17 protein-coding genes are annotated in these 20,198 nt (G+C 72.6%); 2 read left to right on the top strand and 15 right to left on the bottom strand.

All coding sequences use genetic code 11. The features are described 5' to 3' along the window. Window positions 1–43: 43 nt before the first annotated feature. Together ACIF6L_RS08140 and ACIF6L_RS08135 are read right to left on the bottom strand one after the other, a co-directional pair. Window positions 44–916, bottom strand: coding sequence for an ABC transporter permease subunit (locus tag ACIF6L_RS08140; protein ID WP_352287147.1), 873 nt, complete (start codon window positions 914–916; stop codon window positions 44–46). Next, on the bottom strand, window positions 913–3,747 hold the full coding sequence (locus tag ACIF6L_RS08135; protein WP_396486862.1) for an alpha/beta fold hydrolase: 2,835 nt from the start codon (window positions 3,745–3,747) through the stop codon (window positions 913–915). Before ACIF6L_RS08135 ends, ACIF6L_RS08140 begins: the two co-directional genes overlap by 4 nt. A gap of 139 nt (window positions 3,748–3,886) precedes the next feature. Here ACIF6L_RS08135 and ACIF6L_RS08130 point away from each other — a divergent pair, with 139 nt between their 5' ends. Beyond that, complete coding sequence (locus tag ACIF6L_RS08130) at window positions 3,887–4,057, top strand: hypothetical protein (protein WP_396486863.1); 171 nt, start codon at window positions 3,887–3,889, stop codon at window positions 4,055–4,057. A gap of 215 nt (window positions 4,058–4,272) precedes the next feature. Here the strand turns inward: ACIF6L_RS08130 and ACIF6L_RS08125 are convergent, their stop codons facing one another. The 4 genes from ACIF6L_RS08125 to ACIF6L_RS08110 all read right to left on the bottom strand — a co-directional run bounded on the left by ACIF6L_RS08125 (window position 4,273) and on the right by ACIF6L_RS08110 (window position 7,053). Beyond that, the gene (locus ACIF6L_RS08125) at window positions 4,273–4,743 is read right to left on the bottom strand and encodes a GNAT family N-acetyltransferase (protein WP_329487245.1); all 471 of its coding nucleotides are present in this window, start codon (window positions 4,741–4,743) and stop codon (window positions 4,273–4,275) included. 1 nt (window position 4,744) lies between these two features. Further along, window positions 4,745–5,683 (bottom strand): RluA family pseudouridine synthase, encoded by a 939-nt coding sequence (locus tag ACIF6L_RS08120; RefSeq protein ID WP_329487246.1) that lies wholly within the window; start codon window positions 5,681–5,683, stop codon window positions 4,745–4,747. Between the two features lie 33 nt (window positions 5,684–5,716). Further along, window positions 5,717–6,349 carry a signal peptidase II gene (gene lspA / locus ACIF6L_RS08115; RefSeq protein WP_396487113.1) on the bottom strand — a complete coding sequence of 211 codons (633 nt, stop codon included), beginning with the start codon at window positions 6,347–6,349 and terminating at the stop codon, window positions 5,717–5,719. 197 nt (window positions 6,350–6,546) lie between these two features. After that, on the bottom strand, window positions 6,547–7,053 hold the full coding sequence (locus tag ACIF6L_RS08110; protein ID WP_359802530.1) for a TraR/DksA family transcriptional regulator: 507 nt from the start codon (window positions 7,051–7,053) through the stop codon (window positions 6,547–6,549). Between the two features lie 605 nt (window positions 7,054–7,658). On the opposite strand from ACIF6L_RS08110, the gene ileS reads away from it, so the two are divergent. Further along, window positions 7,659–10,787 (top strand): isoleucine--tRNA ligase, encoded by a 3,129-nt coding sequence (gene ileS / locus ACIF6L_RS08105; protein ID WP_396486864.1) that lies wholly within the window; start codon window positions 7,659–7,661, stop codon window positions 10,785–10,787. 221 nt (window positions 10,788–11,008) lie between these two features. Here ileS and ACIF6L_RS08100 read toward each other — a convergent pair whose 3' ends face one another. The 9 genes from ACIF6L_RS08100 to ftsW form a co-directional block, all read right to left on the bottom strand. Beyond that, window positions 11,009–12,340 (bottom strand): DivIVA domain-containing protein, encoded by a 1,332-nt coding sequence (locus ACIF6L_RS08100; protein ID WP_396486865.1) that lies wholly within the window; start codon window positions 12,338–12,340, stop codon window positions 11,009–11,011. Between the two features lie 59 nt (window positions 12,341–12,399). Continuing rightward, window positions 12,400–12,681, bottom strand: coding sequence for a YggT family protein (locus ACIF6L_RS08095; protein WP_148645520.1), 282 nt, complete (start codon window positions 12,679–12,681; stop codon window positions 12,400–12,402). Between the two features lie 93 nt (window positions 12,682–12,774). After that, a complete protein-coding gene (locus tag ACIF6L_RS08090) occupies window positions 12,775–13,374 on the bottom strand; it encodes a cell division protein SepF (RefSeq protein ID WP_329487250.1) in 600 nt (199 codons plus the stop codon). A gap of 303 nt (window positions 13,375–13,677) precedes the next feature. After that, window positions 13,678–14,466, bottom strand: a complete 789-nt coding sequence (locus ACIF6L_RS08085) for a YggS family pyridoxal phosphate-dependent enzyme (protein ID WP_329487251.1) — start codon at window positions 14,464–14,466, stop codon at window positions 13,678–13,680. Then, window positions 14,463–15,197: a peptidoglycan editing factor PgeF gene (gene pgeF / locus ACIF6L_RS08080; RefSeq protein ID WP_329487252.1), complete on the bottom strand. Its 735-nt coding sequence runs from the start codon at window positions 15,195–15,197 to the stop codon at window positions 14,463–14,465. The genes ACIF6L_RS08085 and pgeF overlap by 4 nt, the downstream gene beginning before the upstream one ends. Window positions 15,198–15,200: 3 nt before the next feature. Then, window positions 15,201–16,412 carry a cell division protein FtsZ gene (ftsZ, locus tag ACIF6L_RS08075; RefSeq protein ID WP_329487253.1) on the bottom strand — a complete coding sequence of 404 codons (1,212 nt, stop codon included), beginning with the start codon at window positions 16,410–16,412 and terminating at the stop codon, window positions 15,201–15,203. Between the two features lie 363 nt (window positions 16,413–16,775). Continuing rightward, complete coding sequence (locus tag ACIF6L_RS08070) at window positions 16,776–17,582, bottom strand: cell division protein FtsQ/DivIB (RefSeq protein WP_396492485.1); 807 nt, start codon at window positions 17,580–17,582, stop codon at window positions 16,776–16,778. Beyond that, on the bottom strand, window positions 17,575–18,681 hold the full coding sequence (gene murG / locus ACIF6L_RS08065) for an undecaprenyldiphospho-muramoylpentapeptide beta-N-acetylglucosaminyltransferase (RefSeq protein WP_329487255.1): 1,107 nt from the start codon (window positions 18,679–18,681) through the stop codon (window positions 17,575–17,577). Before murG ends, ACIF6L_RS08070 begins: the two co-directional genes overlap by 8 nt. 6 nt (window positions 18,682–18,687) lie before the next feature. After that, window positions 18,688–19,995: a putative lipid II flippase FtsW gene (gene ftsW, locus ACIF6L_RS08060; RefSeq protein ID WP_396487115.1), complete on the bottom strand. Its 1,308-nt coding sequence runs from the start codon at window positions 19,993–19,995 to the stop codon at window positions 18,688–18,690. Between the last annotated feature and the right edge of the window lie 203 nt (window positions 19,996–20,198).

Below are 20,198 nucleotides of genomic sequence, written 5' to 3'. Positions count from 1 at the left end.
CACCCAGGCGTACCCCCTCCGCGGACGCCCTTCCGCAGGCTCCTCAGGACACCACGTCCTTGCGCGCGAACCCGCGGAACGCCAGCGCCAGCAGCACCACCGCGTAGGAGAGCGACAGCGAGACGCCCTGCACCATGCCGCCCCACTCCAACTGCGGCTGCAGGGCGTCCGCCCAGGCGTACTGCCAGTGCGCGGGAAGCCATTCCCGCAGGTCACCGAGGGCGGTGACGGCGTCCAGCACCCCGGTGACGATGGAGGCGAACACCGCGCCGCCGACCGCGCCCAGCGGCGCGTCGGTCGCGGTGGAGAGCCAGAACGCCAGCGCCGCGATCACGACCTCGCTCAGGAACACGAACGCCACCGCGAGCGCCAGCCGCGGCAGTGCCTCCGTCGCCGACAGGGTCGCGCCGGTGGGCAGCTTCAGGTCCCCCCAGCCGTACGCGGCGGTGCCGACCAGCAGCCCGATCGTCGGCAGCAGCACCACGGCCGCCGCCGAGAAGGCCAGCCCCACCACGAACTTGCGGGCCAGCAGCCGGGCCCGGGGCACCGGCGCGGCCAGCAGGTAGCGCAGCGAGGACCAGCTGGCCTCCGAGGCCACGGTGTCCCCGCAGAACAGCGCCACCGGGATCACCAGCAGGAAGCCGGTGCCCATGAAGAGCAGGGTGGTCGCGAAGTTGGGGCCGGAGGCGGTGGCCAGCTCGATGAAGCTGGTCCGGTCGGCCCGCCCCGGCGTGCCGCCGATCTGGAACGCCGCCAGGATCACGAACGGCATCGCGGCCAGCACCCCGCCGATCACCAGGGTGCGCCGGCGCCGCAGCTGGCGCAGGGCCTCGATCCGCAGCGGCAGCGTCCGCCCGGGCCGGTACCCGGGCGCGTGGTCCGGTGAGACGTGGTCCGGTGACACAACGGCGCTCACGCCGCACCTCCGATCAGCGACAGGAACGCGTCCTCCAGCCGGCGGTGCGGTCCGGCCCGCTCCACCGGCACTCCCAGGCGCACCAGCTCGGCCAGCAGTTGGCTGGCCGCCATGCCGTCCAGCCGCACCAGCAGCCCGCCCTCGACCACCTCCACCGAGCCCACGCCGGCCAGCGCGCCCGCCTTGTCGGCGGCCACCGCCAGCTCCGACGGCCCGAACGAGTCGGGTGTGCCGATCAGCAGGTGCTCGCCCGCGCCGATGATCTCGGCGACGGCGCCCGCCGTGACCAGCCGGCCGCGGTCCATCACCACCAGGTCGGTGCAGCTCTGCTCGACCTCCGCCAGCAGGTGGCTGGAGACGATGACGGTCCGGCCGGCGGCGGCGTAGCGCACCATCACCTCGCGCATCTCACGGATCTGCGGCGGGTCGAGCCCGTTGGTCGGCTCGTCCAGGATCAGCAGGTCCGGCAGGCCGAGCATGGCCTGGGCGATGGCCAGGCGCTGCCGCATGCCCTGCGAGTAGGTCCGCACCGCCCGGTCCAGCGCCTCGCCGAGCCCGGCGATGGCGAGCGCCTCCGCCAGGTGCGCGTCCGCCTCCGGGCGGCCGGTGGCCTGCCAGTACAGCCGTAGGTTGGCCCGGCCGCTCAGGTGCGGCAGGAACCCGGCGCCCTCGACGAAGGCGCCGACCCGCGACAGCACCGGCGCGCCGGGCCGCACCAGGTGGCCGAAGATCCTGATCTCGCCGGCGTCGGGCCGGATCAGGCCCATCAGCATCCTCAGCGTGGTGGTCTTGCCGGCGCCGTTGGGCCCGAGCAGCCCGAGCACCTGGCCCTGCTCCACCCGGAAGCCCACGTCCCGGACGGCGTACCGGTCGGTGGCGCCCTTGTAGCGCTTGCCGAGGCCGGTGATCTGCAGCGGCACCTCGGCCAGCGCCGGGTCGTAGGCCGGCCCGCGGGCGGTCCGGCCGCGCCGGCGCAGCCGCGGCAGGAGCAGCAGCGCGGCCGCCACCGCGACGGCGATCAGCGGCAGCACCCAGGTCCGGGCCGGCAGCGGGGTCGCCTCGGTGACCAGCTCGGCGACGGTCGGCGCGGTGACCGGGCCGGCCAGGGAGACCCGGTAGGTGGCCGGCTCGGCCGGCGAGGCGTACGCCAGGTCGGTCGCGGCGAGCACCAGCCGCAGCCGGTGCCCGGCGGCGAAGGTGTGGTCGACGGTGGGCAGCGCCACCGTGACGGTCCGGCCGCCGGGCGCGTCCGCGCCGGTCACCCGGAGCGGGGCGGACAGCTGCTGCGGCAGGGTCTGCTTGCCGTCCGGCGCGACGTCGTACAGCTTGGCGAAGAGCACCGCGTCCGGCCGGTCGGCCGCGACCTTCACCGTGACCGTCGGCTGCCCGGTCAGGTGCAGTTGCCCGTCCAGCGGCGCCGAGTCGAACCCGGCGTACTGACCGGGGAAGTCGAGCGAGAGCCCGGCCCCGAGCGAGGCGGCCTGGCTGAGCGCGCCGATGCCGGGCAGCGCGGAGATGTTGGGCGGCGCGCCGCCGGGCGGGTTGGCGAAGGTCTGCTCGGCGCCCGCCTTGCCGCCGGTCAGCTCCACCTGCCGCGAGCCGGTGCCCGCCAGACCGGGGTAGGCGTCGGCGGAGGCCCCGCGCAGCACGGCCTGGAAGCCGGTGGAGTCCACCCCGCCGGTGCGGGTCACCCGGAACGCCGGCCCGGTGGAGCCGGCCGGGTCCTGCCCGGCCGGCTCCTTCAGGTACCGGTCGAACCAGGCACCGACCCGGTCGTCCACCCGGGCGCTGGTGTCGGTGCCGCCGTCGTGCCCGCCGGCGAACCAGTCCACCGCGACCGGCGCGCCGTTGGCCGCGACCGCCCGGGCGATCGCGTCGCCCTGGTCGAGCGGGAACAGCGAGTCCTGCTGGCCCTGGACGACCAGGGTGGGCGCCTTGAGCCGCCCGGCCACCGAGGACGGGCTGGAGCGGTCCAGCAGGGCCACGGCTTCCGGATCGGCGTGACCGGCGGTCGCCACCCGGTCGTACATCCGGCAGAGCTCGTCCAGGAAGCGGCCGCAGCCGACCGTCGCGTCCGCCGAATCGCCCGGGGCCTGCTGCGGCCCGGTGCCACCGCGCGGGGCCTCGCCCGAGGGGCCGAGGTCCCCCGCCGAGCCGGTGGTGAAGAAGATGCCGGCCCAGAGCTTCTTGAACACGCCGTCCACCGCGCCCGAGCCCCGCACGCCCTGCGGGAACAGCGCGTCGGCCAGGTTCCACCAGGTGATCTGGCTGGCCACCGCGTCGATCCGGCTGTCGTACGCGGAGCCGAGCAGCGACACCGCCCCGCCGTACGAGGCACCGGTGATGCCGACCCGCGGGTCGCCCGGCCCGTCGAGGCGCACCTCGGGCCGCTGGGCCAGCCAGTCGACCAGGTGCCGGACGTCCTCGACCTCGCGGTCGGGGGCGTTGAGGCCGATCCGGCCGCCGGAGTGGCCGAAGCCGCGCGCCGACCAGGTCAGCACCGCGTAGCCCTGCCGGGCGAGCTGCTGGGCGCGCTCGCGCTCACCCTCCTTGGAACCGCCGAAGCCGTGGGCGAGCAGGACCGCCGGGCGGGGGCCCGTCCCGGTCGTGAAGAACGAGGTGTCCAGCTGGACCGTGGCGTCGCTGCCGGGCGTCTCCGGCATGCTGAGGAAACGATCCTCCTGCCGGACGGGCTCGTCCCCGCCGGCGGCCACCGCCACCGCCGTGCCGACTCCGGCGACCACCACCAGGGCCACCGCCGCGGCCAGCACTCTTCGTCCGACAGCCGTTCCGCGGCCGCGCCACCGACGCCACGCCCCACCGAGCTCCATGGTCGGTGATCGTATCCGCCGTGCCGGTAGGCGTCCGATAAGGCCGCCCGGGCCGGGCCGTGCCGAGACGCCCGATTCATCCGACTGTGCCCGGGTATCGTCCGCCCGTCCCGCCCCACCGCCCGACGATGAGGTGTCTGTGCTCCGGCCGCTGACCGCCCTGCTCGCCGCCATCGCCGCCACCCTGGTGATCGGCCGGATCGTCGACCAGGTCCTCCAGCGCGTCGCCGCGAGCCACCCGGACGACGCCGTCTGGGCACTGCTGCGCCGCTGCCGGATCCCCCGCAGCTGGGGGCCGGGGCGGCGCTGACGCTCGCCGCCGCCCCGCGGGAGCGGATCTTCCACCGGCACGACGACGGCCTGCACCACCTGGTGCCGCTGTTCCTGCTCGGCTCCGTCGGCCGGCTCACCGTCCGGCTGGTGGCGGCCGGCCTGGAGGCGGTGCTCAGCCGGTACGAGACGGCGCCGACGACTGCGCACGGAGGAGCACCCCGGTCCCAGCGCGGCCCGGGACCGGGACCGGCCCTAGAGCACCCGGGTCATGGTCCGGTGCGGGATCCCGGCGTCGTCGTAGACCGGCCCCTCCGCCGTGTAGCCGAGCCGCTCGTAGAAGCCCAGCGCCTGCACCTGCGCGTGCAGCTCGACCTCACGGGCGCCCCGCCCGCGCCCGGCCGCCTCGACGGCGCGGACCAGCTCGGCGCCCAGCCCGGTGCCGCGCGCCGCCTTCACCACCGCGAGCCGGCCGAGCAGCACCCGGCCCGCCGTCCCGCCGGTGAGGGCGAGCGCCTGCGGGCCGTGGATCAGCCGGGCGGTGCCGAGCGGCTCGCCCTCGGGGCCGACCGCCAGCAGGTGCTCGGAGGTCGCGTCGAGGTCGTCGTACTCCAGTTCCTCGGGCACGCCCTGCTCGGCGATGAACACCTCGTGCCGGACGCCTCGCACCAGTGCCAGGTCGTCCGCGCCCTCGGCCACCCGGATCCGCGCCGCGAAGGAGCTCATGTCAGCTCTCCGCCGAGATGATGTCCAGCGCCCTGCGCAGGTCCTCGGGGTACTCGCTGCCGAACTGCACCCACTCGCCGTCGGCCGGGTGCTCGAAGGCGAGCGAGACCGCGTGCAGCCACTGCCGGGTCAGCCCGAGCCGCTTGGCCAGCGTCGGGTCGGCGCCGTAGGTCAGGTCGCCCACGCAGGGGTGGCGCAGCGCCGACATGTGCACCCGGATCTGGTGGGTCCGGCCGGTCTCCAGCTTGATGTCCAGCAGCGAGGCGGCCCGGTAGGCCTCGATGAGGTCGTAGTGGGTGACGGAGGGCTTGCCCTCCTGGATGACCGCCCACTTCCAGTCGGAGCTGGGGTGGCGCCCGATCGGCGCGTCCACGGTGCCGCTCATCGGGTCCGGGTGGCCCTGCACCAGCGTGTGGTACTTCTTCTCGGTCACCCGGTCGTGGAACTGGCGCTTGAGGTCGGTGTAGGCGCGCTCGGACTTGGCGACCACCATCAGCCCGGAGGTGCCCACGTCGAGCCGGTGCACGACGCCCTGGCGCTCCGCGGCGCCCGAGGTGGAGATCCGGTAGCCGGCCGCGGCCAGGCCGCCGATCACGGTCGGACCGGTCCAGCCGGGGCTGGGGTGGGCGGCGACGCCGACCGGCTTGTCGACGAGCACGATGTCCTCGTCGTCGTGGACGATGCGCATGCCCTCGACATGCTCGGCGACGATCCGCACGGGCGCGGCGGGGGCCGGGATCTCGACCTCCAGCCAGGAGCCGGCGGTGACCCGGTCCGACTTGCCGGCCAGGGCGCCGTCGAGCGTCACCTTGCCGTCGGCTGCCAACTCGGCGGCCTTCGTCCGGGAGAAACCGAACATCCGGGCGAGGGCGGCGTCGAGACGCTCGCCCTCCAGGCCGTCGGGTACGGGGAGGCTGCGGATCTGCGCTGCGGTACTCACCCGTACGAGTATGCCGGACGCGGGAGCCGCCCCTTACGCGGTCGGGCCGGGCCGGTCCCCGCCGGCGTCGCCCCCGGCCGCCCCGGCCGCCCCGTCCTTACCGCCCGCGCCCTTGCCGGCCGGCTGGTGGACCGTGCCGTCCGGGTTGCTGCCGCGGAAGGAGAGCAGCACCACCAGGATGCCGCCGCAGACGATCGCCGAGTCGGCGAGGTTGAAGACGGCGAAGTGCTGGACGGAGATGAAGTCCACGACGTGGCCGCGGAAGGCGCTCGGCGAGCGGAACAGCCGGTCGGTCAGGTTGCCCAGCGCCCCGCCGAGCAGCAGCCCGAGCGCGATCGCCCAGGGGAGGCTGTACAGCCGGCGGGCGATCCGCCAGATGACCACGATGACCGACGCCGCGATCACGGTGAAGACGATGGTCAGCGCCTGGCCCATGCCGAACGCGGCGCCGGAGTTGCGGATCACCTGGAAGGTCACCACGTCGCCGATCACCTTGATCGCCGCGTGGTTCTCCAGGCGGGCGACCACCAGCAGCTTGGTCCCCAGGTCGATCAGGAAGGCGACCAGCGCGACGCCCAGCAGGACACCGATCCGCCGACGGCCCTTCGGTGCCTCCTGCTCGACCGGAGCGGTCACCTCACCGGGCTCGGCCACGGCCTCCTCCAGGGCTTCGGCGGGGGTCGGGACGGACTCGTCCCGCGTCTGGGGGGAACCTTGCGTACTGATGATCCGCTCCGCTGCCGATGAGGGTCCCCCGGGGCCGAAGGTCGGGGGAGAGTGGGCCGGTGGTCGCCGACCTCGACGAGTCAGGCGACGTTACGGGGTCGAGCGTACGGCAAGCCCGACCCCCCGCGTCGCCCCGGTCAGCGGCGTTCCTGCTTGGCCTTGCACTGGACGCAGAGCGTCGCCCGGGGGAAGGCCTGCATGCGGGCCTTGCCGATGGCCTGGCCGCAGGACTCGCAGGTCCCGAAGCCGACGCCCTCCAGTCGGCCCAGGGCCCGCTCGACCTGCGCGAGGCTCTCCCTGGCGTTGTTGGCCAGCGCCAGCTCGCTCTCCCGCGAGATGTTCTTCGTACCGGCGTCGACCTGGTCGTCGCCGGCTCCGTCGTTGGAGTCCCGCATCAGCCCGGTGATCGCGGCCTCGGCGGCGCCGATCTCGTTCTGCAGCCGGTCCAGCTCGCTGATCAGCTCGGCGTGCAGTTCGTGCACCTCCTGCGAGGTCCACGGGTCCTCGCCCGGGCGGACGGGAAGCTCGGCCGGGTCCACGGCCTCCGCGCCGCCGCCGCGGACCGCCGCGGCGGGGGTGCGAGTGCGGCCGGGGGCCACGAGCGCGGAATCGTTGCTGGTCTTGTGCCGTGCGGTAGTGGTCACGGTCCCCTCCCCTGGTTCGCCTGCCACGGCCTTGCGGGCCCGCTTGGTGGCGGTACCCGCGCCGGTTGCCTCATCAGCCATGGCTTCGACCCCATCTACGAACGAATCGAGCCGCCGGTTCCCGGCGGCCTCCAGTGCCGGAACGATAATCCCCATCAAAACCGGTCACAACATGACATACCGACGCCTCACAATGATCCCACCCAGGCAGCCGTCACAACCGCCCCGCCCCGCGCGCTGACCTGAGTTGTGCCCAGAACACCTCCGCCTAACCGCCTCCGCGCGCCGTCGCGGCGGCGGACAAACCGACTTGCGGCTGCCGATAGACTGGGCCGGCAAGGCGCAGATGGGACGAGTACCGACGTACGCAGCCACCAGCGACCCGGGGACGGTGCGAGCCCGGGGGTGTGCGCGGCGGGAAGATCACCCCGGAGCCGCCGGAAGAACGGCCGCTGGTCAGCCCAGCGGCCCGGTAGAACCGGCAGCAAGCCCAAACAAGAGGGTCGCAGCAGCACCGCGGCCAAGGAGGGTGGTACCGCGGGGCGGCTCGCCGTCTCGTCCCTCCGTCGGATCCAGCCGATATCCGCCGGAGGTTTGACACCGCGATGACCACCTACAACGCCGTCCCCGCGCAGGTGGACCTGCCTGCTCTCGAACACCAGATCCTCTCCTTCTGGCAGGACAGCAAGATCTTCCAGCGCAGCCTGGAGCAGTCCGAGGGCCGCCCCGAGTGGGTGTTCTACGAGGGCCCGCCGACCGCCAACGGCATGCCCGGCGCCCATCACATCGAGGCCCGCGTCTTCAAGGACGTCTTCCCCCGCTACCGGACGATGAAGGGCTACCACGTCGCCCGCAAGGCCGGCTGGGACTGCCACGGCCTCCCCGTCGAGCTGGCCGTCGAGAAGGAGCTGGGCTTCTCCGGCAAGCAGGACATCGAGGCGTACGGCATCGCCGAGTTCAACGCCAAGTGCCGCGAGTCGGTGACCCGCCACACCGACGCCTTCACCGAGCTCACCACCCGGATGGGCTACTGGGTCGACCTCGACGACGCCTACCGGACGATGGACCCGTCCTACGTCCAGTCGGTCTGGTGGTCGCTCAAGCAGATCTTCGACAAGGGCCTGCTGGTCCAGGACCACCGGGTCGCCCCCTGGTGCCCGCGCTGCGGCACCGGCCTGTCCGACCACGAGCTGGCCCAGGGCTACGAGACCGTCGTCGACCCCTCGGTCTTCGTCCGCTTCCCGCTCACCTCCGGCCCGCTGGCCGGCGGGGCCGCGCTGCTGGTCTGGACGACCACGCCGTGGACCCTGGTCTCCAACACCGCCGCCGCCGTCCACCCCGAGGTCACCTACGTGGTGGCCACCGACGGCACCGAGCGGCTGGTCGTCGCGGAGCCGCTGCTGGCCAAGGCGCTCGGCGAGGGCTGGGAGGCCACCGGCGAGTCCTTCACCGGCGCCGAGATGGAGCGCTGGGCGTACCGCCGCCCCTTCGACCTGGTCGAGATCGAGGACGCGCACTACGTCCTCAACGCCGACTACGTCACCACCGAGGACGGCACCGGCATCGTCCACCAGTCCCCCGCCTTCGGCGCGGACGACCTCGCGACCTGCCGCCGCTACGGCCTGCCGGTGGTCAACCCGGTGCTCGCCGACGGCACCTTCGCGCCCGAGGTCCCGCTGGTCGGCGGCCAGTTCTTCAAGAAGGCCGACGAGGCCCTGGTCGCGGACCTCCAGGAGCGCGGCCTGCTCTTCCGCCACCTGCCGTACGAGCACAGCTACCCGCACTGCTGGCGCTGCCACACCGCGCTGCTCTACTACGCGCAGCCGTCCTGGTACATCCGGACCACCGCCGTCAAGGACGCGATGATCCGCGAGAACGAGGCCACCAACTGGTACCCGGAGACGGTCAAGCACGGCCGCTTCGGCGACTGGCTGAACAACAACATCGACTGGGCGCTCAGCCGCAACCGCTACTGGGGCACCCCGCTGCCGATCTGGCGCTGCGAGGAGAACCACCTCACCTGCGTCGGCTCGCTGGCCGAGCTCTCCGAGCTCACCGGCACCGACCAGAGCGGCCTGGACCCGCACCGCCCATACATCGACGACGTCACCTTCGCCTGCCGCGAGTGCTCCGGCACCGCCACCCGGGTGCCCGAGGTGATCGACGCCTGGTACGACTCCGGCTCGATGCCCTTCGCCCAGTACGGCTACCCGTACCAGAACAAGGAGCTCTTCGAGAAGCGCTACCCGGCGCAGTTCATCTCGGAGGCGATCGACCAGACCCGCGGCTGGTTCTACACGCTGATGGCCGTCGGCACCCTGGTGTTCGACAGGAGCAGCTACCAGAACGTCGTCTGCCTGGGCCACATCCTGGCCGAGGACGGCCGCAAGATGTCCAAGCACCTGGGCAACATCCTGCAGCCGATCCCGCTCATGGACCAGCACGGCGCGGACGCGGTGCGCTGGTTCATGGCGGCCGGCGGTTCGCCCTGGTCGGCCCGCCGGGTCGGCCACGGCACCATCCAGGAGGTGGTCCGCAAGACCCTCCTCACCTACTGGAACACCGTGGCCTTCCAGGCCCTGTACGCCCGCACCTCCGGCTGGGCGCCGTCCGCGAGCGACCCGGCCCCGGCGGCGCGGCCGCAGCTGGACCGCTGGGTGCTCTCCGAGCTGAACACCCTGGTCCGCGAGGTCGACGCGGCCTTCGAGGCGTACGACACCCAGCGCGCCGGCAAGCTGCTCTCCGGCTTCGTCGACGACCTCTCCAACTGGTACGTCCGCCGCGGCCGCCGCCGCTTCTGGCAGGGCGACGCCGCCGCGCTCGCCACCCTGCACGAGGCGCTGGAGACGGTCACCCGGCTGATGGCCCCGCTGACGCCGTTCATCACCGAGCGGGTCTGGCAGGACCTCGTCGTCCCGGTCGCCCCGCAGGCCCCGGCCTCGGTCCACCTGGCGGGCTGGCCGGAGGCGGACGAGGCGCTGATCGACGCCGACCTCTCGCGCCACATGGCGCTGGTGCGCCGGCTGGTCGAGCTGGGCCGGGCCACCCGCGCCGAGTCCGGCGTGAAGACCCGTCAGCCGCTCTCCCGCGCGCTGATCGCCGCCCAGGGCTGGGAGGAGCTGCCGGCCGACCTGCGCGCGCAGATCGCCGAGGAGCTCAACGTCTCCACCCTGGAGTCGCTGGCCGAGGTCGGCGGCTCGCTGGTCGACACCACCGCCAAGGCGAACTTCCGGGCGCTCGGCAAGCGCTTCGGCAAGGGCGTTCAGGACGTGGCCAAGGTGGTCGCGGCCGCCGACGCCGCGGTGCTCGCCGCCGAGCTGCGCGCCACCGGCAGCACCGGGGTAGAGCTGAACGGCGAGCGGATCGAGCTGGGCCCGGACGAGGTGATCATCACCGAGACCCCGCGCGAGGGCTGGGCGGTCGCCAACGAGTCCGGTGCCACCGTCGCCCTCGACCTGGCCATCACCCCGGAGCTCAAGCGCCTCGGCATCGCCCGCGACGCGATCCGGCAGATCCAGGAGGCCCGGAAGAACTCCGGCCTGGAGGTCTCCGACCGGATCGTGCTGCGCTGGCAGGCCACCTCCGACGAGACCACCGAGGCGATCACCGAGCACGGCCCGCTGGTCGCCGAGGAGGTGCTGGCCACCGACTTCGCGGCGGGCGCCGCCGACTGGGAGTCCGAGACCTTCTCGGACGAGGGCCTCGGCCTGACCTTCCGGCTCCGCAAGGCCTGACCCGCACCGCCTGACCCGCACGGCCCGACCCGTCGGGCCCGATCCGCACGGCGAAGCCGCCGCCACCCCACCCGGGGTGGCGGCGGCTTCGCCGTCTCCGGAGCCCGCGCCCCGGCGCCCGGTCGCACCGGCGCTCACCCGGGCGGGCACAGCGACGAGGGCGCCCCCGTCATGACCCGGAAGTCACGGCAGGGGCGCCCTCGAAATGCCTGGCTACAACCTCAGTTGTCGCCGTCCTCGTCGATCAGGAAACCGCGCATCGGCGCCGGCGCCTGCTGCATCGGCTGCGGCGGCTGCGGGCGGACGGCGGCCATCGGCTGCGTCATCCCGGCCGGCTGCATCTGCGGGGCACCGGAGTTGCCACCGGAGGACTGCCCGCCGAAGCTCGGCGCACCGTTGTTGCCGCCGAAGGAGCTCTGGCCGCCGAACGAGGGCTGGTTCCCGCCGAAGGACGGCTGGTTGCCACCGAAGCCCGGAGCACCCCCGCTCATCGCGGACGCACCGGCCGGAGCCATCGACGACGCGGCCGGCGGCAGCGAGGCGGTGGCCGGGATGCGCGGCGGAGCGAGCGAGTCGTCCGCCTGCGACTCCAGCTGGCGCAGCTGGGTCTCCAGGTAGGACTTCAGACGCGTGCGGTACTCACGCTCGAACGCCCGCAGGTCCTCGACCTTGCGCTCCAGCGTGGCCCGCGCGGACTCCAGGGAGCCCATCGCGACGCGGTGCTTCTCCTGCGCGTCCCGCTCCAGGGCGTCGGCCTTGGCACGGGCGTCGCGCTCCAGACCCTCGGCCCGGCTGCGCGCCTCGCCGACGATCTTGTTGGCCTCGGAACGGGCCTCCGAGATCGCCTGGTCCGCGGTCTGCTGGGCGAGCGCCAGCACGCGGGCCGCGCTGTCGCCGCCGGGGCCCTGCTGCTGCTGCATCGGAGCGCCCATCGGGCCGCCCATCTGCTGCGGCTGGCCCATCGGGCCACCCATCTGCTGCATCTGCTGCTGGCCCATGCCCTGGCCCATCGGGTTGCCCATCTGCTGCGGACCACCCGGACCGCCCATGGGCTGGAGCATCTGACCGCCCATCGGCTGCACCAGCTGCTGCTGGCCGCCCATGGTCTGGTTCATCTGCTGCTGCTGGCCGCCCATCGGGCCGCCCTGGCCGGACGGGAGCTGCGGGGCACCGGACGGCAGGCCGAGGGGCTGGTTGCCCATCTGCTGCTGCTGCGGGCCGCCCATCTGCTGCGGACCGCCGGGGCCGCCCATCTGCTGCGGGCCGGGGCCCTGCTGCTGCCCGGGCACCGGCGGGCCGGATATGGCGGCCGGCACCGGGGCGCCGGGACGCGAGTCCTGCGGCGGCTCCTTGCGCATGTTGGCCTGGTTCTGCGCGGCGGCACGGGTCGCGGCGGCCAGCTTGGCGCGCAGGTCCTCGTTCTCGCGGAGGAGGCGGGTCAGCTCCGCCTCGACCTCGTCGAGGAAGGCATCGACCTCGTCCTCGTCATAGCCTTCGCGCAGGCGGACGGTCGTGAACTGCTTGTTCCGAACGTCCTCGGGGGTCAATGGCATCTCTTCACCTCAACGTGATCGTCGGCACACCGGCATCCTGTCGCATCGCTCACCTACGACTAGGGCCGCACAAGCGAGATCAGGACATACACAATGATCATCAGTACGAAGAAGGACAGGTCGAGCGCCACGCCCCCGAGACGCAACGGCGGAATGAACCGCCGAAGAAGCTTGAGCGGCGGATCCGTGACAGTGTACGTGGCCTCCAGGACCAGGACCATGGCCTTGCCGGGCCGCCACGAACGTGCGAACTGGAAGACCCAGTCCATCACCAGCCGCACAAGCAGGAACACCAGGAAGACGGTCAGCGCGTAATAGAGCACCGCCCACACGATCCCCATCGCGCTTCCCTCTCCCCGGTTCTCGGCCCTACGGCCGTGCCGCCTGTCACTAACTCACTGTCGATCAGATCCACACGTAAAGTCGTGGCCGGGTCAGCTCTGGTTGAAGAACCCACCCTCGGCGATCCGAGCCTTGTCCTCCGCCGTGACATCGACGTTAGCAGGCGACAGCAGGAACACCTTCTGTGTCACGCGCTCGATACTGCCGTGCAGACCGAAGACGAGTCCAGCGGCGAAGTCTACGAGCCGCTTGGCATCGGTGTCGTCCATCTCGGTGAGATTCATGATCACCGGGGTCCCGCCACGGAACTGTTCCCCGATCGTACGGGCCTCGTTGTAGGTCCGGGGGTGCAGCGTGGTGATGCGGTAGGGCTCTCGTTCGTTCACTACCTTGGGCATGATCACCGGGGCGCTCTTCTCCAGGTTGTGGCGGCGTTCGGGTGTGATGGACGACACTGGGGCCATCCTCGGGGTCTCCTGGCGGATCGGGACCGCGGCCGGGACCGGCTGCGGCGTGATCGAGGAGACCGGGGCGGGTGCCGCGGCGGGCCGGGGGATGTCCTCCGTCCGCCCCGTTCGGATCGGCTCGGGGTCCGCGTCGTAGTCGTCGTCGGGGTCGTACCCCTGGCCGTCGTACGTCTCGTCCTCCACGAGGCCGAGGTAGACCGCCATCTTGCGCATTGCGCCGGCCATGCTCCTGTCTCCTCCGCTCATGCCCACCTCGCTGTCCGCGCGGTGGTCGCTTCGCGAACGCGCGCCTCTCGATGGTCGCTCGCCCTGCCCGCTCCGTGGTGGACCGGCTCCGTACCGACGGCCGGGCCGTCCGGCCCCGGCTGCGGATTCCGCGGTCCGCCCACGACGAGCCGACGGGCCGACGGCCGGTCAGAACTCGTGGGTGGGGGCCGCGGAGCTACGATCCACGGTTCGCCAGCGCTCTGGAAAGCTGCTAGCTTCTGTCCTATTTTGTCCTGCAGTCTGATCTACTACCCGGTGACGTTACCCGAGGGGTGACCGCACTCCGAGTACCGCCGTTCCGACGCGCACATGTGTCGCCCCGGCGGCAACGGCCTGCTCCAGGTCACCGCTCATTCCTGCGGAAACCATGGTGGCAGCAGGATGGGCCGCCCGTACGGCGGTTGCGATTTCCGTCAACCGCTCGAAGGCCCGGGCCGGATCGCCGGCGAGCGGACCGGAGAGCGGAGCGACGGTCATCACACCGTCCAGTCGCAGCCCGGGCGCGTCGGCGATCGCGTCGGCCAGCGCCTCGACCTCCGACGGGGTCGCCCCGGCCCGGCCCTCGCCCTCGCCGTGCTCCTTCTCCAGCGCGACCTGCACCAGGCAGCCCAGCTCGGGCCGCTCGGCCTTGAGCACCGCCGCGGAGAGCGACTCCACCAGCCGCGGCCGGTCCACCGAGTGCACGTGGTTCGCGTACCGGACCACCGAGCGGACCTTGTTGGTCTGCAGCTGGCCGACGAAGTGCCAGTCCAGCGGAAGGTTTCTGCACTGCTCCGCCTTGGGCGCCGCGTCCTGGTCGCGGTTCTCCGCGACGTCGGTGACGCCCAGTGCGGCCAGCAGTGCGCTGTCCTGAGCCGGGTAGGTCTTGGTGACGACGATCAGCCGCACCTCGTCACGCGCCCGCCCCGCGGCCGCGCAGGCGTCGGCGATCCGGCGTTCGACCACGTCGAGGTTGGTCCCGAGTTCCTCGTACCGGGCCCGCTGGCCCGGCGTCAGGGCGGCGAGGAAATCCGCACCGCCCGGGAACGGTCCGTAGATGTCGTTCGTCATGAGTGATCAGAGCCCAACCAGACGTAGCTCGCGAGCCGGCCCGTGCGCCGCTCGCGGCGATAGGAGTAGTGATCGGCGGATTCGAGGGTGCAGACCGATGATCGCACCAACTCGGTGACGCCCGCAGCGGTCAGCTGCGCCGCCACTCCCTCCGGCACATCCAGGGCCGGGGTGCCCCAGGAGGTCTCGGCGTGCGCGGCCGGCACCAGCCGGGCCACCTCCGCACGCAGTTCCGCCGGCACCTCGTAGCAGCGGCCGCAGACCGCGGGCCCGGTCGCGGCGGTGATCCGCCCCGGCTCGGCGCCCAGCTCCACCATCGCCCGGACCGCCGCCGGCACCACCCCGGCCGCGAGCCCGGGCCGGCCCGCGTGGGCCGCGCCCACCACGCCCGCCACCGGATCGGCCAGCAGGACGGGCGTGCAGTCCGCGGTCAGCACCGCCAGCGCCAGCGGCCGGTCGGTGACCACCGCGTCGACGGTCGGCGCCTCCCCCGCGGACTGGCGCCGCGTCACCACGGCCACCTCCGCGCCGTGGACCTGGTTCATCCAGACCACGTCCGCCGGGTCGAGGCCCAGCGCGCCGGCCGCGATCGCCCGGTTGCGCCGGACGGCGGCCGGGTCGTCCCCCACCGCGCCGCCGAGGTTCAGCTCCCCGTACGGCGAAGTGCTCACCCCGCCCCACCGGTCGGTGAAGGCGAAGTGAGCACCGTTGCGTACTGCGTGATCGACCACTGCTTACTTCAGGAAGTCCGGCACGTCGAGCTCCTCGGCGGGGCTCTCCACGTACGGCTGGCGGGCCGGCTGCACCTGCGGCGGCACCGGAGCGGCGGTCGTGGTGGCCGGGCTCTCCGTCGAACGCGCCGGGGCGTCGCCCTCGGAGCGGGCCGTCACCGACCCGATGCTCCCGTACGAGGGCCGGGTCGCCGGACGCTCGGGGGCGGCCGGCGGCGGCGTGGCCGGGGTGGCCTTGACCACCGGGTCGCGGACGATCGCCGGGGGCTGGCCGCCGTCGAAGCCGGCCGCGATCACGGTGACCCGCACCTCGTCGCCGAGCGCGTCGTCGATCACCGCACCGAAGATGATGTTGGCCTCGGGGTGCGCGGCCTCGCTGACCAGCTGGGCGGACTCGTTGATCTCGAACAGGCCGAGGTCGGAGCCGCCGGAGATGGAGAGCAGCACGCCGCGGGCGCCGTCGATCGAGGCTTCCAGCAGCGGCGAGGAGATCGCCATCACGGCGGCCGCCTTGGCGCGGTCCTCGCCCCGGGCCGAACCGATGCCCATGAGCGCCGAACCGGCCTCCGACATGACGGACTTGACGTCCGCGAAGTCGAGGTTGATCAGACCGGGGGTGGTGATCAGGTCGGTGATGCCCTGGACGCCGGAGAGCAGCACCTGGTCGGCGGAGCGGAACGCGTCCAGCACGCTGACCTGGCGGTCCGAGATGGACAGCAGGCGGTCGTTGGGGATCACGATGAGGGTGTCGACCTCTTCGCGCAGGCCGGCGATGCCGTCCTCGGCCTGGTTCGCGCGGCGACGGCCCTCGAAGGTGAAGGGGCGGGTGACCACGCCGATGGTCAGCGCGCCGAGCGAGCGGGCGATGTTGGCGACGACCGGCGCGCCGCCCGTGCCGGTACCACCGCCCTCGCCCGCGGTCACGAAGACCATGTCGGCCCCCTTGAGGACCTCCTCGATCTCCTCGCGGTGGTCCTCGGCGGCCTTGCGGCCGACCTCGGGGTTGGCGCCGGCGCCGAGGCCCCGGGTGAGTTCACGGCCCACATCGAGCTTGACGTCGGCGTCGCTCATCAGGAGGGCCTGCGCATCGGTGTTGATCGCGATGAACTCGACGCCCTTGAGACCGACCTCGATCATCCGGTTGATGGCGTTGACACCACCGCCGCCGATGCCGACAACCTTGATGACTGCGAGGTAGTTCTGCGGTGCTGCCACGTCGAAGGCCTCTCGCCTCGAATTTCCGGGTCGGCCGGCCCCTGTGGGGTGCCGTACCGACGGATGTCGATGGGTAGGGAGCCTGGTTTCTGACTGAATGTCCGAAATGCCGACCGCCGACCCCAACCCTAAACTTGACGTTTAGGGTTAGTGCTGTGCCTCCGTCACATCACCAGGAAGCACAGTCTGGTGACACAGGACACTAGGTGGCCCCGGGCACGTGTTTCAACGAACACGCCGAGCTTCCCTTTTTCTTTTGAGCCTATGTGATCATCAACCAGCTTATGAAACCGGGGTGACCACCAAGGGTCGGGCCGTCACCGAAAGGCGTCAACCCCTCCCCCAGGGAGAGAACCTACCGGATCATCCCGACACCGCCGGCGCGTCCGGCGCACTGACGTCGAAGTTCGTACCCTTCTGACTCATCAGTGCCACCAGCACCCGGGCTTTTCGATCGATCTGGTCCGGACTCCCCCAGCGGACCGTGGCACCCCCGCTGAGCTGCAGCTGGATGTCGTCGTAGGAGTGCACCAGCACCGCCCCGGCCCGTTGCCGGACCTCGGCGGGCAGCCCGGCGGCGACCGCCACCGCCCCCTGGACCAACTGCGGACGGGAAATCACCCCGGCCGCGTCGTTCGCCTGCTGACTGAGCCGCAGTTCGACCACCGGCACTCCGGCCGGGGCGGCGTCCTCGGTGGCGAAGCTCACGCCACCTGCGTCCACCTGGGTGAATCTGCCGTCGTCCCCCTTGACGGCGGCCACCGCGGTGCGCTGGGTGATCTTCACCCGCAGGGTGTGCGGCCAGCCCCGCCAGACCTCGGCCCGGGCCACCCGCGGGATCGCCTCCACCCGCCGGGTGGCGGCGTCCAGGTCGACCCGGGCCAGCGGGCCGGCGCCGACCGTGCCGATCGCCGCGCGGACCTGGTCGACCGTCAGCCGGTCGTCCTGCGCCCCCTGCACCGCGACGCTGCGCACGTCCAGGGCCGAGGAGAGGAAGACCAGCCAGGCCAGCCCGCCCAGCACCGAGGCGCCGAGCGCGGCCAGCACCGCGATGCCCCGCCGGGAGAGCCGGAGCCGGGGCGAGTACTCCTCGTCCCCGAACTCCACCTCCTCCCGCGGGTACCCCCGGCCGGAGGCCGGGGGTTGATCGGCGGGCCGACCGTCAGCCACGGCGGCGGCCACCCCTGGCGGCCTCGATCGCTTCGTAGACCATGCCGACCAGCAGGTCGTCGGCGTCCCGGCGGCCGAACTCGGCGGCGGCCCGGCTCATGTCCCAGAGCCGCTGCGGGTCGGTGAGCACCGGCAGGACGTTCTGCAGGACCCACTCCGGGGTCAGTTCCGCGTCGTCGACCAGCAGCCCGCCGCCGGCCTTGACCATCGGCTGGGCGTTCAGCCGCTGCTCGCCGTTGCCGATCGGCAGCGGGACGAAGGCGGCCGGCAGGCCCACCGCCGCCAGCTCGGCCACCGTCATGGCGCCGGCCCGGCAGAGCATCAGGTCGGCGGCGGCGTACGCGAGGTCCATCCGGTCCACGTACGGCACGGCGCGGTAGGGCGGCATCCCGGGGATGTCGTCCACCTGCGGCAGCTCGTTCTTCGGCCCGACCGCGTGCAGGATCTGCACGCCGTACTGCTGGAGCCGGGGCGCGATGGCGGTGACGGTCTCGTTGAGCCGGCGGGCGCCCTGCGAGCCGCCGGAGACCAGCAGCGTGGGCAGCCGCTGATCGAGGCCGAAGTAGTGCCGGGCCTCCGGCCGGGCCGCGTTGCGGTCCAGGGTGGCGATGGTCCGGCGCAGCGGGATGCCGATGTACCGGGAGTCGCGCAGCTTGCTGTCCGGCGTGGAGACGGCGACGAAGTCGCTGTACCGGGCACCGATCTTGTTGGCCAGGCCGGGCCGGGCGTTGGCCTCGTGGACCACGATCGGCACCCCGGCCCGCTTGGCGGCCAGGTAGGCCGGCATCGCGACGTAGCCGCCGAAGCCGACCACGACATCCGCCTTGACCCGCTCGATGATCTCCTGGGCGGCTCGGACGGTGCCGCGCAGCCGGCCCGGGACGGTGATCAGCTCGGGGGTGGGCTTGCGGGGCAGCGGAACGGCCGGGATCAGCTCCAGGTGGTAGCCCCGCTCGGGCACCAGCCGGGTCTCCAGGCCGCGCTCGGTGCCCAGGGCGGTGATCCCGATGGACGGGTCGTGCCTGCGGAGGGCGTCCGCGAGGGCGAGGGCCGGCTCGATGTGACCGGCGGTCCCCCCGCCGGCGAGTACGACATGCACCGAAATTCACCGCTCCCTGCGTGCCGGCACCGGGGCCGGGCGCGCTGTGGTTCGTCGTCGTGGCAGCACCCGGGCCAGTCGTCTCCTGATCCGGGAGTTCTTGCTCCGGGCGGCCAGGGCCGCCTTCGCGCCCGAGGTGCTGCGCGCGAGGCACAGCAGCACACCGATCACGGACATGGCCGACAGCATGGCGGAACCGCCGTAGGAGAACAGCGGGAGCGGGACGCCCGCGATGGGCAGCAGTCCCAGTGCCGACCCCAGGTTGATCACGGCCTGCGCCATGATCCACGTGGTGGCGGCCCCCGCGGCGTACCTGACGAAGGGGTCCTTCGTACCGATGGCCACACGGATACCCGCGTAGCCTAGTGCCGCGAAGAGACCGATCACCGACAGCGTCCCCACCAGACCGAGTTCCTCGCCCGTCGTGGCGAAGATGAAGTCGGTGTGCGCCTCCGGGAGCTGGCCCCATTTCTCGACGCCGGCGCCGAGGCCGGAACCGAACAGACCGCCCAGTCCGAACGAGTACACCCCGTGCAGCGCCTGGAAGCACGCGCCGGCCGGGTCGAGCTTGGTCACCCCGATGCAGGAGAGCCGTTCGGCCCGGTGCGGGACGGTGACCACCAGGGCGGTGCAGACCACGACGGCGACGCCGAGGGTGGCGACGAACAGCCGCATCGGGGCGCCGACCATCCAGAGCAGGCCGAACAGCATGGCGACCAGGATCATCGAGGTGCCCATGTCGCCGCCGAGCATGATCATCGCGAGCAGCAGCAGCGCACCCGGCACCAGCGGGACCAGCAGGTGCTTCCACTGGTCGAGGGTGCCGGTCCGCTGCTTGCGGGCGAGCAGGTCGGCCCCCCAGAGCACCAGCGCGAGCTTGGCGAACTCGGACGGCTGGAACTGGAAGAAGCCCAGATCCAGCCAGTTCCGGTTGCCGTTGACCTCCACCCCGACCCCGGGGATCGCGACCAGCGCGAGCGCACCGATCACGCCGAACATCACGGGGTAGACGATCACCCGGAGCACCGCCACCGGGACCAGCGCGAAGCCGACCAGCAGCGAGAAGCCGAGCAGCACCGCGACCAGCTGCTTGAAGAAGTAGAACTGGGTGGACCGGTGCTGGCCCAGCGCGAGGATCTGCGAGGCCGAGAAGACCATCATCAGGCCGAGCACCACGAGCAGCAGCGTCGCGCCGATGATCAGCAGATAGGGCGTGAGCGGCCGGTCCAGGGTGTACCGCAGACGGGCCCGGAAGGCCTGCAGACGGGCCAACGGGCCGGCCGACTTGTAGGCGGTCGTGGTCGCCGAGAGCACCCGCCACGGATCGCCGGAGCCCTTTCCCGGCGTACCGGAACCGCCCTCCCTGCCCTGCCCCGCCACCACGCTGCCCCTCATTCCTTATCGAGGCTCGGCGCGCCCCTTCGGCTCGCTCGCCCGTGCACCGGTCGGCGGGCCGAGCCGGACGTCCGTTCGAACGGGACGGGCCGCCGTGCAGGGGCGGATGAGCCGAGTCGGAC

The sequence above is a fragment of the Kitasatospora sp. NPDC086009 genome (assembly GCF_044540385.1).
Taxonomy (GTDB): domain Bacteria; phylum Actinomycetota; class Actinomycetes; order Streptomycetales; family Streptomycetaceae; genus Kitasatospora.
Note: the sequence above shows the minus strand (reverse complement) of the source record. Positions and strands in the feature narration are given on the sequence as shown.

Bases quoted from the DNA above. Each gene is read 5' to 3' on its own strand.
- ACIF6L_RS08100 (WP_396486865.1), bottom strand. From the start codon at position 12,340: ATGCCATTGACCCCCGAGGACGTTCGGAACAAGCAGTTCACGACCGTC.
- ACIF6L_RS08095 (WP_148645520.1), bottom strand. From the start codon at position 12,681: ATGGGGATCGTGTGGGCGGTGCTCTATTACGCGCTGACCGTCTTCCTG.
- ileS (WP_396486864.1), top strand. From the start codon at position 7,659: ATGACCACCTACAACGCCGTCCCCGCGCAGGTGGACCTGCCTGCTCTC.
- ACIF6L_RS08090 (WP_329487250.1), bottom strand. From the start codon at position 13,374: ATGGCCGGCGCAATGCGCAAGATGGCGGTCTACCTCGGCCTCGTGGAG.
- ACIF6L_RS08125 (WP_329487245.1), bottom strand. From the start codon at position 4,743: ATGAGCTCCTTCGCGGCGCGGATCCGGGTGGCCGAGGGCGCGGACGAC.
- ACIF6L_RS08135 (WP_396486862.1), bottom strand. From the start codon at position 3,747: ATGGAGCTCGGTGGGGCGTGGCGTCGGTGGCGCGGCCGCGGAACGGCT.
- ACIF6L_RS08085 (WP_329487251.1), bottom strand. From the start codon at position 14,466: ATGACGAACGACATCTACGGACCGTTCCCGGGCGGTGCGGATTTCCTC.